The following is a 12,596-nucleotide window of genomic DNA, read 5'->3' as shown; positions in this document are numbered from 1 at the left end:
TGGATTTTAAAGCGAATCTAGCAGTTGGTTGATGGATTTGAATATAACAATGGGGTCCTTAACGGAATCTTCGTCGAAATCCTGTATTTGGTGGCCAAGCACCCATAGTTTGGAGCCTGGCGATTTTTTAAGCACTTCTCCAAAGCGCTCAAAATAGGTGTCTATTTCGTCCTTGGTAGGCGTAACAGTGAAATAAGAAATAAAGCGTATGTTGTTGTAATATTTCAGCAGGTCTTCCAAACTCTCCACAGGCATCGTTTGGCCCAGATAAACGGTTTTGTAGCCATTGAGCGCCAATTGATAATTAACGTACAGGAGTCCCAGTTCATGAATTTCGTTCTCAGGGAGGAAGAGCACATAGACCTCATCATTTTTTGTAGGTGCTTCAAACTGTAACTGCTCCGTATGGATATAAATTTTTTGCTTGATTAGATTGGTAATGAAATGTTCGTGGGCAGGACTAATCGTATTGGTCTGCCACAGCAATCCCAGTTCGTTCAAGAGCGGCAAAAAGACATCGTTGAAAATCTGGGTGAAGGTTTTGTCTTCCGTTAGCTCATTATACGTATTCAAGAAGAGTGCCTGATCAAAATTGAGCATAGACAGTTTAAAGGAGTTCAGCGCATGGCTCTTTTCACTTTTTTCAGCAATGATTTCGTTGACCAAAACTGGGATATTTTCTTCTCCCAATTTGGCAATTTTGGAAATCTTGTAACCATTGTTGTAGAGCAAAGTGACATTAAGCAGCTTTTGCAAACTTTCAAGACTGTAGGTGCGAATGTTGGTATCCGTTCGTTCCGGGCTGAACAAATTGTATCTCTTTTCCCAAATCCGAATGGTGTGTGCCTTGATTCCCGAAAGGTTCTCCATATCCCGAATACTAAAGGAAGTCTTTACGTTGTTCATCATTTTCATTTAAACGTTAAACAAATTTACGATTAAATAGATGCCGTCCTAGTTTTTTATCATAAAATTTGGATATGCCTGTATAAAAATCAGTGTTTTGTGAAAAGGGTTGCGGATTTTTCAGGAAGTGTTGAAAGCAAAAAACCGCAACGGATTGCGGTTTTCTTTTGTGCCCACGACTGGAGTCGAACCAGCACGTCCTTACGAACACTACCCCCTCAAGGTAGCGTGTCTACCAATTCCACCACGTGGGCCTTTGGATTTTCGGTGTGCAAATATAAATTTTTTACGCAAAAGGAAGGGGCTGAAAGGTGATTTTATGAGACAAAGAAGTTCTTTTCCCTGGTTTCCGGTTCTCCCCATCCATACTTTCTTGACCCACCTTTAAAATGATAGGATACTTCCATAGAAAGGTAGATTAAATCCTGTAATTTTACATGCTAATTTCTACAAGGAATAACTATGGATAAAGATCTGGGGCGTTTGCTGTACAATTATTTATTGGAAACGGGCATGGCCGAAGGTTTGGCGGCGTACATCAATGTTTTTGTATTGATGCTGGTCGTGCTGGTACTGGTGTTTTTGCTGGATATCCTTCTTTGGAAGATATTGCGGGCCGTTTCCGTTCGATTGGCCCGAAAGTCCAAAAATAATTTTGATAATTTTTTGGTCGCACATCGGGTACCGCGCTACGTGGCGCACGTTATCCCATTGTTGATTTTGTTGAGGTTTGTTCCGGTTGCCTTCGAAGATTTTGACTATGCAGCCATTATAGCCCTTAAGACCATCAAGATCTTATTTGTTTTTTTGACCTTGGTCATTTTCCGAAAGTTCTTAAAGAGCGTAAATAGCTACTTAAAAACCCTTCCAAAGTTTAGGGATAAGCCCATCGACAGTTACGTGCAAGTTTTTATGATCTTCGCATGGGCGATTGGGATACTGACCATTTTTGCTATCGTAACCGATACCACTGTATGGAAATTTTTCACGGCCTTGGGTGCTGCCTCAGCCGTGGTGTTGTTGATCTTTAAGGATTCCATTCTCGGACTGGTAGCCAGTATTCAGGTCACTATAAATGATATGGTCCGGATAGGGGATTGGATCACTTTTGAAAAATATGGGGCGGATGGGGACGTTGTTGAAATCAGTTTGGCTACGGTGAAAGTGCGGAATTTTGATATGACCACTACCACGATACCAACCTATGCCTTAATTTCCGACTCGTTCAAAAATTGGCGTAGTATGCAGGCCTCGGGTGGGCGACGAATCAAACGTTCGTTGATTATTAAGCAGAAGAGCATCCGTTTTCTCACAGATGAAGAAGTGGAGCGTTTGAAAAAAATATACTTGATCGAGGCCTATATCACTACACGGAGCCAACAGATAAAATCGCACAACCAAGATAACCAGATCAACAAGGAATTATTGGTCAACGGTAGGAACCTTACCAATTTTGGGGTGTTCCGGAAATATGTGACCAATTATCTGGAAGGTCATTCTGCCATCAACAAAAAGATGACCTTGATGGTTAGGCAATTACAGCCTACTTCGCAAGGTATTCCTTTGGAGGTTTATGCCTTTAGTTCGGACAAACGTTGGGAAAATTATGAATATGTAATGGCGGATATTTTTGACCATTTGCTGGCAGCATTGCCCTATTTTTCATTGGAACTGTTCGAACTTCCGTCATCTACTACCTTTGTTCCCACATCGGAAGAGGAAACTAAAATTTGATTTACGGCATAGCGGCGGCCAAAGCGATTTGCACCATTTCCCGGAATGAGGACTCCCGTGCTTCGGCGGAAAGCTGTTCTCCAGTAATCAAGGAGTCGGAAATAGTTAAGACCGTTAGCGCTTTCACCTTGTATTTTGCAGCAATGGTATAAATACCGGCAGCTTCCATTTCAACACAAAGAATACCGTATTCCGCCCAGTGCTTGTAAGCTTTGGGGTCATCTTCATAAAATTCATCCGAAGAGAGCACATTGCCGGCCTTTATTGGAATATTGTGCTGTTGGGCATAGTTTACCGCTTTGATGAACAGGTCAAAATTGGCGGTAGGGGAGTAGTCTGAATTGACGAATCTTGAATTATTGATTCCCGAGGTAGTGGATGCGGCCATGGCCAAAACAATATCATTGAGTTTGATGTCCTTTTGATACGATCCAGCCGAACCGACCCTGATTACATTTTTAACACCGTAATCCTTGATGAGTTCGTGCAAATAGATCATGGCCGAAGGCATGCCCATGCCACTGCCTTGAACGGAGATTCGTTGACCATTAAAGGTCCCCGTGTAGCCCAACATACCCCTTATTTGGTTGTAACAAAAGGAATCTTCCAGAAAAGTCTCGGCAATCCATTTGGCCCTTAAGGGATCTCCGGGCATTAAAACCGTATCTGCTATTTCCCCTTTTTTGGCCTGGATATGTATGCTCATGGTCTATTATTTGATCAGTTCGGGGCCAGAGGAGGTACCTATTCGAGATACACCAAGGGCGATATATTTTAGGGCTTGCTCTTTGGTTTTTATGCCACCAGAGGCCTTGACCTTAAGTTGGTCGGCTACCACGCGCTTCATTAATTGCACATCGGCCAAGGTTGCCCCACCATTTCCAAAACCTGTGGAGGTTTTTACGAAATCGGCGTTTGCTTCAACAGCTAGCAGGCATGCTTGCTCTTTTTCTGCTTCGGTCAAGTAGCAGGTTTCTATGATGACCTTTAAAATTTTAGGTCCGATTGCTTTTTTGATCGCTTTGATTTCATCTCGCACATCATCAAGGCGTTTCGATTTGATCCATCCTAAATTAATGACCATATCGATTTCATCCGCACCATTTTCAATGCAGTCCATGGCTTCGCATATTTTGGCCTTGGTGGCCATGGCCCCTAATGGAAAACCTATCACCGCGGCCACTTTTATCGGGGTTCCTTTAAGGGTGTCCCTGGCGGCCGGAACATGGCATCCGTTAACGCAAACGGCATAAAACCCATTTACTATGGCCTGTTTGCAAAGCGCAACGATGTCCTCGATGGTTGCTGTTGGTTTTAGATTGGTGTGGTCAATGTATTTTGCCAGGTCCATATCAATGGTTGAACAGTTGTTTGAGCTTAAAGATAGCCAACATCTCAGATCTATTCTTCCCAGCGAACGATTGGGCTATGGCTTCAGCGGTTCCCACAATCAACTTTTTAATGGGTTCCGAAAATTTATCGGGATGCTCTTTGTAAAATTCCTTGAATTCATCAAAATATGTTTCACCCTCTTTTTCTTCCCCGTCCAACCAATCAAAGACAATTTCAATCTGATAGGCGGCATCGGTATGGAACTCATCTTCAATTTCATCCACATCCAACCAGTATTGGCGGACGTATTTTCGTAGTCTTTTTATCTCGACGGGTTTTACCGTATGGTCGGCCATGGCCACGAAATAGAACAGCTTGCCCAGGCTTTGGTAGAATTCGTTCCCTATTTTTTCTGAGTTGTACATGATTATTGATTTAAGACTCCCTTAAAATTAGGATTAAAAAGAGCGTATTTTTATGACATTCCTCAATTCTTGTTCCTTTTGAAGAATTTGCTCCAGCGGTGCTTTTAGAGGTTTATTGTGTAGCCCTTTCCAGTCGATCGTTGATGGACAACCCTAGTCCTATGTTTGGCACTCGCTCGGCAATGATCATATCCAGCTTCATGCTGTCCAATCGGTGTAAAGCTCCGTAAAGATTGGTGGTAGCCTCGGCGAGATCACCTGAGGGGGACAATACTTCGATATGATCGTATTTGGGGTCTTCGGACTTTCCGGTAAAGCGGAGCAACCCCACCTTTTTTCCTTCCATAAGGGATGCCATTTCTTTGGCGTTCTCGGTCAAGTACGTTTTGGTAGTAGGGGCATAATGCTTTTTCATCATGCCAGGGGCATTGGGCGCTGATTTGGCTTTATTTTGAATACGGACCTCGCCAACCGTTTCTTCAATGCTTTCTTTGGAAATAGACCCCAATCTGTACAGGACGGGTTCTTCACCATCAAAACCGATAATGGTGGATTCTATGCCTTTCTTGCAGCTTCCACCGTCCAAAACGGCAAGTGCGTCCTGGAAGTAACCGGTAACGTGGGCAGCGCTTGTAGGGCTTATCCTGTTGAATGGGTTGGCACTGGGTGCAGCGATTGGGAAGGGAAGCTGTTCCAACAAGGCCAATGTTACGGGATGGTCGGGAATTCGAATGGCGACCGTATCCTTACCTCCCGTGACCAAGTCGGGTACATTGTCCCCTTTTTTTAGAACCAGTGTCAAGGGGCCGGGCCAAAATCGTTCGGCGAGCAATTTTGCCTTTGGAGGAAATTCCTTAACGATTTCCTGTAGTTGTTCCATCTTGTGCAGATGCACGATCAATGGATTGTTGAGCGGTCTTTTCTTAAGTTCAAAAATCTTCGCAATGGCTTCTTCGCTGTAGATATTTCCAGCCAATCCATAAACCGTTTCGGTGGGTATCGCCAAAACATTATTTTTCTTCAAAATGGCTACTGCCTTTTCCAATTCATCTGGACCTAGTACCATGACAATTTTTATTTTATCAGACTTTTTACTTTAAAAAAGTTGCGCAAAGTACGGCATTTTTTGGACGGAAAAAGCGCACCGACCACAAGGATCGATACGCTCGCTCAAAACACATCCAAAATGGTTGTACTATTCTCCTTGACCTAGCGAAAACCCTCGTTTGCCATCAAACTCATAGAGGTTTTCTGTTTTGATCACATCAAAACCTAGATGATGCAATTTGGACAACAGGGCTACTACGTGTTCGTAGGTAATGGGTGCATATTTTAGTTCGGGGCCGCTTATTTGTGCACCCGTACCTACAAACCTGCATCGCCAATGGTCAGTGCAGTAAGTTTCTTTTATCCCTTCGGGATATACCTTTACTCCACGGTTGGTAATCATTTTCAATTTAAGTTGATATACCTCTAGCTTTGCGAGGGTATCACCAAGTTCGTTTGGGTCTGTACCTTGCCAATCCAAGAACACATCTACGCCTACCAATTCCTTGGTCTCGTTTTTGCGGACATATTCTGGTATTTGGATGGTTCCCTTACCTTGCACCAGTAGGCTTTTGGGAAGTGTATTTGGAGTCTCTCCCAAATTGGCGATGACCTTATCGGCAAATTCTTGTGTGCCAACTTTTGCGATACTAATGCCCTCTTGATAAATGTCTGCCGTATGGAAACCCTGCTCCAAGGTGGTCAACCAGGCGTTTTTTACTTTATCCGCTACTTCTGCTTGCCCAATATGTGCCAACATGGAGATGGCTGCGTTGATAAGGCCGGACGGGTTGGCTATATTTTTTCCTGCAATGTCAGGTGCAGATCCATGGATGGCTTCGAACATGGCAACTTCAGTACCGATGTTCGCGGAGCCGCACATACCCACCGAACCGCCAACTTCAGCAGCAATATCGGAAATAATGTCTCCGTAAAGGTTCGCCGTTACCACTACGTCATAATCCTCTGGACTTGCCGCCAAACGCGCGGAACCTATATCGATAATCTGTGTTTCGTTTTTGATTTCAGGGTATTCCAGCGCGATTTCATCAAAAACCTGATGGAACAATCCGTCGGTCAATTTCATGATATTGTCTTTCACCATGCAAGTGACCTTTTTTCTTCCAAACGCTTTGGCATATTCAAAGGCATATCGAATGATGCGCTCGCATCCTGGTCTTGTAATGAGCTTTAGGCATTGGTAGACTTCTTGGGTCTGCCTATGCTCGATTCCCGCGTAGAGGTCCTCCTCATTTTCTCGGATGATGACCACATCCATCTTGGGAAAGTTTGTGGGTACATAGGGGGAGAGGGCGGAAACAGGCCGTACATTGGCAAAAAGACCTAGTGATTTTCTCAAGGTCACGTTCAAGCTTTTGTAGCCTTTGCCCTGTGGTGTGGTAATTGGTGCCTTGAATATGATTTTGTTGCTTCGGATGGCTTCCCAAGCCTTGCTGTCGATTCCAGAAGTATTGCCGGATAAGTAGACTTTTTCACCCAAATCAATGTATTCAGGTTCAATTGGAGCGCCTGCGGCTTCTAAAATGCGCAGGGTAGCCTTCATGATTTCGGGACCGATGCCATCACCGTTGGCAACAGCAATCTTTACTGGGGTATTGAGTTGTTTTTTTGTTTTTTGTTCAGTTAATGCTTTTGTACCCATTGTGGTTATGTTTACGTTTACGATGCAAATATGCAGGTAAAAAACCATAAATCATTATTTAAATAAATTACATAAACCATAAACATATTTTATAATAAATCGGTAAAAAGCCGTATCATCTAGGTTGTGGGGTTTGGAAAAGGAGCGAATTTTTGAATTGAAAAAGGACTTTCTGACTTACATTTTGATAGTGGAATGAACTAAAAAACTATCGCGGTCATCAATTTTTCATCTATTTGGGAAGTGATACGTGGGAAGTGGCACGGATATACCATAAGAAGTATAAATAAACCACTCAAATCCGCGCCACATCCTTTTGGCAAAATCATTTGCATTCATGGCTATCCGTCCAATCATCGGGAATATTGAGCTATCTACGATCAAGCGTGTTTGCCGAGGCCGAATGATTTCAACTTGTATCAAATCAATTTTTACGGTTCGTTGCTTTTCTTTCTAATGTATCGGCTTATGGTTGAATGGTCCATTACGGATTAGGAACCCTTCCTCAGACCAAAGGTCTGTTCATTTCCCTTTTAAATGATTTAAAAACCGATGTTCCTTCACAAGACTATTTATGATGATGGCTGCTACGATAACAAGCGATATTGTTCCCGAAATCAGGATATACTTATAAAAGCCCTCGGAAAACTCCTTTTTGAAATAGGGTAAGAGCATCGTAAATCCGAAAATATACACTCCAAAACATAGTGGGGTGATAATGTAGTTTGTTCTCAACCTCATTCGGTAATACGCTTTCAGATATTTTTGATAGGCTACGTTATCCAGCATGATGAGCTGGCTTTCTTTGCGATACATACTGATAAATTCAATGATGACCCTAAAAGCGAGACTGGAAATCATAAATAGAAGGCCCAGTGTAAAATTATTCCAGTTACTGTTGGCGTATTTGATAGTAAAGCTTATCAAAATTAATAGGGTCACCGATAGCACGGCGATGGTGATCAATTGTCCATTTCGTTGTTTTTTGGCCTTTTTGATGATATTGTCGGGCCCATCGAGGGATAAGTCGCTAGGCTGACTTTTCCATATTTGGGATAAATTATCGTTTTTCATTGGTCATACATTTTAAAAGTGAATTTCTAATTCTGCTCAGTCGGGTTCTCAAGGCACCATGGGCAATTCCCTGCATTTCTGCAATTTCGGCCTGAGGAACGTCTTCCAATTCCAGAAGGATGATTGCTTTGTTGTTTGGAGTAAGTTTCTGAATACATTGGTACATTTTTTTGATTTGGGTATCCTGTTGTTCCTTATTTCCATCAATTTCGTCCTTTTCCAGAATGGCTTCGTTGATAGGAACATGTTTCTTGGGCTTTCTTAAATCGCCCAAACAGGTATTTACTGCAATTCTATAAATCCAAGTACTCAACGATGATTCACCCTTAAAGGCATTTCTATGGTTCCAAACCTTGATGAAGGTTTGTTGTTGCCACTCCTTGGCCAAATCTTCATCCCCCGACGCATACCCTAGGCATAGCCTATACACTTTAGGGGCATGCACCTCATATACTTGGGAAAATTGATTTGTGATGTCCATTTAGTTGGATGCTAGTATATTTAAGATTTGTTGCATGAACCACTCTGGCTGGTCGAACATGACAAAGTGCGCAGCATTATCGGCCATCATCAAATCGTATTGGGCTAAGTTAGCGTATTGATTTTTATAGGTTTGCGCAGCCATTTCTTTTCCGTAAGGTTTATCGGCCGCGATAATGGTCACTGGAACCGAAATATTTTTCAGGGCCTCCCTCATGTCCAGCTTCAAATAATCGGTGTAGCCGTACACATAGGTTTCCCTATCGGCCAATAGTATCCAATCTTTTATCCTTTCTTGGGTTTCTGGATGTACGCTCATGCCTTGGGCCATACCTTGGGCCATTTTCTCAAACTCAACTTCGTTCATAGATAAGAGTTGGTCATTATATGGACTTTCATAGGCTAGATTTTCAGGGTCAAAGTTTGGAATCATCAGGGCACCGGCTGCCGGTAATGCGTCTACCAATATTAGTTTGGATATGCTGTTGTTCTCCCTACTGGCAAGCCAAGTTGCAATGGTCCCGCCCAAACTATGTCCAATCACGGTCAGATTGTTGAGTCGGTTCTCTTGGATATAGTTTTCAATGGATGTGTTGATTTTTGGTAGCCAGGGGAAGTCGATAGGATGCTTTCCTCCAAAACCAGCTAGGGTAAGCACATGACACTCGTAGTTTTTCTCCAATTGACTTACGGTGGCATCCCAACTTTCGCCTGGAACGGTAAAACCTGGAATGAGCAGAATAGGAGCTCCACTGCCGCTAACCTTTACGTGAATGGGTTGGTCGTTTTGCTGAGCCTGAACAGCAAGAGAAAGTAACATTGCGAAGAGAAAATAGATTTTTTTCATGATTTCTGTATTTAATTTTGGCTTTAGATGCAGAAATCAAAAAATGTTACATGCGTCGAGTGGTTTCTTAAAACTGATTTATGTCGACATGGAGTTGTTGCTTCCCATAAACCATACGTTAATCAGTTATTCGGAACTTTTCCTTGAAAAAACCATCAATACTCCATCCTGTTATTTGAACTGTTCCCTTAAATAGGAAAAACTACCTTCAATATTTTTAAACAAATCTTCCTCGGGTATCAAATCGGGAATAATATCAATCGCTTTGAGCATGTCACAGGGTTGCTCTTTCAGCCCTACAATGATGACTTCGATGTTTTTTGCACGGAGGTCAAAAATAATCTCCTCCAAGGCATATAATCCCGATTGGTCAATATAAGGTACCCGATCCATTCTCAATATTACGGCTTCGATATCGTGTGGCAGGGCTTTTACTTGATCTTTCAAATAGGATGTAAAACCAAAAAACAATGGTCCGTACAGGTGTTTTATAACAATTTTGTTCTTGTACTTTTCATAGATCTCCATTTCATCCTGCCACGGTTTTTCATCTTCCAAATCCGACAATCGTTCCACTTGAAGGCCTTTTTCTCCAATATCGCCCGATTTTTTCATGAACAATAGGCAAGCCAACGCGATACCGATGCCCACGGCATGAATCAAACTTCCGAACGTAGTTACCGTCAATACAAGGAAAAGAACAACGGCATCCGCCTTTGGAACTTTTAATAGATGTTTTAAGCCCTTGAAGTCAACAATTTTAAATCCGATGGGAATAAGCAAGCCTGCCAACACCGAAAGGGGTATATGGGCCGCTAGCTTTCCAAGTCCAAGTAAAACAGTAAGCAGGAATAGCCCATGTATGATTCCCGATAATCTTGTTTTTCCACCAGCATTGATGTTCACCACGGTTCCTTTGGTGGCACCGGCACCGGGTATTCCCCCGATTGCAGCTGCCAACATATTGCCAATACCCTGTCCGATCAGCTCTCTATTGCTGTTGTGCTTGGTTTTGGTCATGTTATCGGCAATAACCGACGTTAACAAGGAATCTATACTTCCTAACACCGCCAATACCAGACCGTATTCTATGATTTTGGGATAGATGCTTGGGTCAACACTGAGGATACCCCCAAGTTGGAACGAGGGAAGACCCGAAGGAATCTCACCTATCAATGGGACATCCATTTTGGCAAAATAGGCAATGAGCGTGGCACCGATTAGGGCTACCAAAGCACTTGGGACGGCCTTTGTTATTTTTGGGAAAAGAAAATAAATGACAATGGTTATGCCTCCCAATAACAAAGCGGACAGGTTAGCTTCTTCAAAAAGGCGGGGTACATCTTGAATTACGGCCCAAGTGGATTTCGCCGAATCCAACCCAACCAATGGGAATAGTTGCAAAATCACGATAATAAGGCCCACACCGCTCATAAAGCCTGATATTACAGGGTAGGGGAAGTATTTCACATAACTTGCAATATTTAAAAAACCAAAGACCACTTGAAAGAGTCCCGCTAAAAGGAAGGTCAGCAGAATAATACTCATCGCATTATCCAGGGAGCCATTCGTTTGAATACCAAAAGCTACCACTGCTGCGGACACGACCGTCATGGGACCAGTGGGACCGCTTGCTTGGGTCTCTGTTCCACCAAACAAAGCGGCAAAAATACCAACAGCTATGGCACCATAAAGACCGGCCGTTGCTCCCATTCCCGATTGAACCCCGAACGCAAGAGCAAGCGGCAAAGCCACGACTCCTGCTACAAGACCACCTGTAAAATCCCTTTTGAGATAGTTTAAATTGAAAAATGATTTCCCCATGCTGTTTAATTAAATTGGTTAGTAAGGCAGCGATTGTCTTTTCGTTGTTGACCTCTATAACGAAAAATACAATATTTAATCTGAAACCTACATGGATTACTCCTTTTAAATTTAACAAGGATATGAGACCTGGACTGCTTGGAGCTGTATTTGAAATGGGATGAACACTTTATGGAAACTTCCGCATTATAATTACAAATATGGGTTGCTATCGATTAAGGGATAACAGTATTTTCTTCCAGGTTTCTTTTTCTTCCGTCAAAAAATGACCTTTATCGGAAATAAAATTCTTTTTGGAGTATGGAAGGATATTGCCCAGTTTTTGTATGGGTTCTATGGGGGACATGTCTCCCAACGAGTACATCGAAATGAATCAAAATAGCCCCGATTCTCTAGTTATGACCGGTACCTAATATTGGGAGGAGGTCAATGCTGTGTCTTATCAGTTTGGATGTTGCAGCACAATCCTATTTTGGTTTGTTGTCCGTTGGTTTTGCAGGCGTACTAGGTTACAGGTCAATAAATGGTTAGTTATTTTACTATGTTCATTTATTTCCAGTATAGCAGAATCCAATGGAAAGCGTTTCCACTCCTGTAAACATTAGAAAGTATATAGATTCAGCCATTTGTTGCTTAATGGTCAATACCCTCAAGGAAAAGAATAGGTTCCTGGAAAACGAACCACTAAGAAAATACACATTTATTCCGGTATTCCCCCGTTTGTTGAATGAAGGAGATTACCAAAGGATACTGAACATAATTTTACCTAAAATTACTAAAATGGTTGACTGTTTTATTGCCAGTATGATATTGTTCCTTATCATGCGAGCTGCTACAGCTCATGTCGTTGAGAAAGATCGTCCTTTTTTGATGGAATTCCACAAAGCCCCCATCGGGAAACTTTGGATAACCACTTTGGGGTTTAAAACACCTTTATCCGGGTGGCGTGGTATAGCCCTGAAAGGGTGCTACGTGCCCAAACTCGTGCTACCGGTAAACAATTTGATTGGCTATTGGCCCGAGTCCCTATTTGAATTGAAGCACTTGGAGGAACCTAACTTGCTTTTTAACCGGATTAAAGGAAAAGTATTTTCTAGGATAGGAGAGGCACAATCCTACAGGTCTTGAATTTGACCCTGAACAAGTTTGATGGTAATATCCATAAACATTGGAGCCATTCAAAATACGGTTGTAGTAATATCAAAGACAAGTTTTTGATTTTGATTCGAGGGTGCTCAATTTTATTCGGAGAGCGTGGGACACT

Annotated in this window: 11 protein-coding genes and 1 tRNA gene; 1 reads left to right on the top strand and 11 read right to left on the bottom strand. The window is 42.5% G+C overall.

What is annotated here, in order from left to right; translation table 11 throughout:
- Window positions 1-6 precede the first annotated feature (6 nt).
- Together EO130_RS07645 and EO130_RS07640 are read right to left on the bottom strand one after the other, a co-directional pair.
- On the bottom strand, window positions 7-906 hold the full coding sequence (locus EO130_RS07645; protein WP_127140934.1) for a MerR family transcriptional regulator: 900 nt from the start codon (window positions 904-906) through the stop codon (window positions 7-9).
- 170 nt (window positions 907-1,076) lie between these two features.
- A tRNA-Leu gene (locus tag EO130_RS07640) sits at window positions 1,077-1,160 on the bottom strand.
- A gap of 208 nt (window positions 1,161-1,368) precedes the next feature.
- Here EO130_RS07640 and EO130_RS07635 point away from each other — a divergent pair.
- On the top strand, window positions 1,369-2,640 hold the full coding sequence (locus EO130_RS07635) for a mechanosensitive ion channel family protein (protein WP_127140933.1): 1,272 nt from the start codon (window positions 1,369-1,371) through the stop codon (window positions 2,638-2,640).
- A gap of 1 nt (window position 2,641) precedes the next feature.
- Here EO130_RS07635 and deoD read toward each other — a convergent pair whose 3' ends face one another.
- The 9 genes from deoD to EO130_RS07590 form a co-directional block, all read right to left on the bottom strand.
- On the bottom strand, window positions 2,642-3,346 hold the full coding sequence (gene deoD, locus EO130_RS07630) for a purine-nucleoside phosphorylase (protein ID WP_127140932.1): 705 nt from the start codon (window positions 3,344-3,346) through the stop codon (window positions 2,642-2,644).
- Between the two features lie 6 nt (window positions 3,347-3,352).
- Window positions 3,353-3,991, bottom strand: a complete 639-nt coding sequence (gene deoC / locus EO130_RS07625; protein WP_127140931.1) for a deoxyribose-phosphate aldolase — start codon at window positions 3,989-3,991, stop codon at window positions 3,353-3,355.
- A 1-nt stretch (window position 3,992) separates the two neighbouring features.
- On the bottom strand, window positions 3,993-4,397 hold the full coding sequence (locus EO130_RS07620) for a hypothetical protein (protein ID WP_127140930.1): 405 nt from the start codon (window positions 4,395-4,397) through the stop codon (window positions 3,993-3,995).
- Between the two features lie 112 nt (window positions 4,398-4,509).
- The gene (locus EO130_RS07615; RefSeq protein ID WP_127140929.1) at window positions 4,510-5,463 is read right to left on the bottom strand and encodes an L-threonylcarbamoyladenylate synthase; all 954 of its coding nucleotides are present in this window, start codon (window positions 5,461-5,463) and stop codon (window positions 4,510-4,512) included.
- A gap of 129 nt (window positions 5,464-5,592) precedes the next feature.
- Entirely contained in the window at window positions 5,593-7,107 is a 1,515-nt protein-coding gene (locus tag EO130_RS07610; RefSeq protein ID WP_127140928.1) for an NADP-dependent isocitrate dehydrogenase, read from the bottom strand.
- A 522-nt stretch (window positions 7,108-7,629) separates the two neighbouring features.
- Window positions 7,630-8,181: a hypothetical protein gene (locus tag EO130_RS07605; RefSeq protein ID WP_127140927.1), complete on the bottom strand. Its 552-nt coding sequence runs from the start codon at window positions 8,179-8,181 to the stop codon at window positions 7,630-7,632.
- Complete coding sequence (locus EO130_RS07600; RefSeq protein ID WP_127140926.1) at window positions 8,168-8,662, bottom strand: RNA polymerase sigma factor; 495 nt, start codon at window positions 8,660-8,662, stop codon at window positions 8,168-8,170. The genes EO130_RS07605 and EO130_RS07600 overlap by 14 nt, the downstream gene beginning before the upstream one ends.
- The gene (locus tag EO130_RS07595) at window positions 8,663-9,508 is read right to left on the bottom strand and encodes an alpha/beta fold hydrolase (RefSeq protein WP_127140925.1); all 846 of its coding nucleotides are present in this window, start codon (window positions 9,506-9,508) and stop codon (window positions 8,663-8,665) included.
- Window positions 9,509-9,679: 171 nt separating this feature from the next.
- On the bottom strand, window positions 9,680-11,332 hold the full coding sequence (locus EO130_RS07590) for a SulP family inorganic anion transporter (RefSeq protein WP_127140924.1): 1,653 nt from the start codon (window positions 11,330-11,332) through the stop codon (window positions 9,680-9,682).
- Window positions 11,333-12,596: the final 1,264 nt, after the last annotated feature.

The organism is Flagellimonas marinaquae (genome assembly GCF_003992675.1).
Classification (GTDB): domain Bacteria; phylum Bacteroidota; class Bacteroidia; order Flavobacteriales; family Flavobacteriaceae; genus Flagellimonas; species Flagellimonas marinaquae.
The sequence above is the reverse complement of the archived record's forward strand: the minus strand, read 5'-3'. Positions and strand labels throughout refer to the sequence as shown.

What these genes read in the sequence shown, in the direction of transcription:
- EO130_RS07595 (WP_127140925.1), bottom strand. Translation starts at nt 9,508, where the DNA reads ATGAAAAAAATCTATTTTCTCTTCGCAATGTTACTTTCTCTTGCTGTT.
- EO130_RS07620 (WP_127140930.1), bottom strand. Translation starts at nt 4,397, where the DNA reads ATGTACAACTCAGAAAAAATAGGGAACGAATTCTACCAAAGCCTGGGC.
- EO130_RS07635 (WP_127140933.1), top strand. Translation starts at nt 1,369, where the DNA reads ATGGATAAAGATCTGGGGCGTTTGCTGTACAATTATTTATTGGAAACG.
- EO130_RS07590 (WP_127140924.1), bottom strand. Translation starts at nt 11,332, where the DNA reads ATGGGGAAATCATTTTTCAATTTAAACTATCTCAAAAGGGATTTTACA.
- EO130_RS07600 (WP_127140926.1), bottom strand. Translation starts at nt 8,662, where the DNA reads ATGGACATCACAAATCAATTTTCCCAAGTATATGAGGTGCATGCCCCT.
- EO130_RS07615 (WP_127140929.1), bottom strand. Translation starts at nt 5,463, where the DNA reads ATGGTACTAGGTCCAGATGAATTGGAAAAGGCAGTAGCCATTTTGAAG.
- EO130_RS07605 (WP_127140927.1), bottom strand. Translation starts at nt 8,181, where the DNA reads ATGAAAAACGATAATTTATCCCAAATATGGAAAAGTCAGCCTAGCGAC.
- EO130_RS07645 (WP_127140934.1), bottom strand. Translation starts at nt 906, where the DNA reads ATGAACAACGTAAAGACTTCCTTTAGTATTCGGGATATGGAGAACCTT.
- deoC (WP_127140931.1), bottom strand. Translation starts at nt 3,991, where the DNA reads ATGGACCTGGCAAAATACATTGACCACACCAATCTAAAACCAACAGCA.
- deoD (WP_127140932.1), bottom strand. Translation starts at nt 3,346, where the DNA reads ATGAGCATACATATCCAGGCCAAAAAAGGGGAAATAGCAGATACGGTT.
- EO130_RS07610 (WP_127140928.1), bottom strand. Translation starts at nt 7,107, where the DNA reads ATGGGTACAAAAGCATTAACTGAACAAAAAACAAAAAAACAACTCAAT.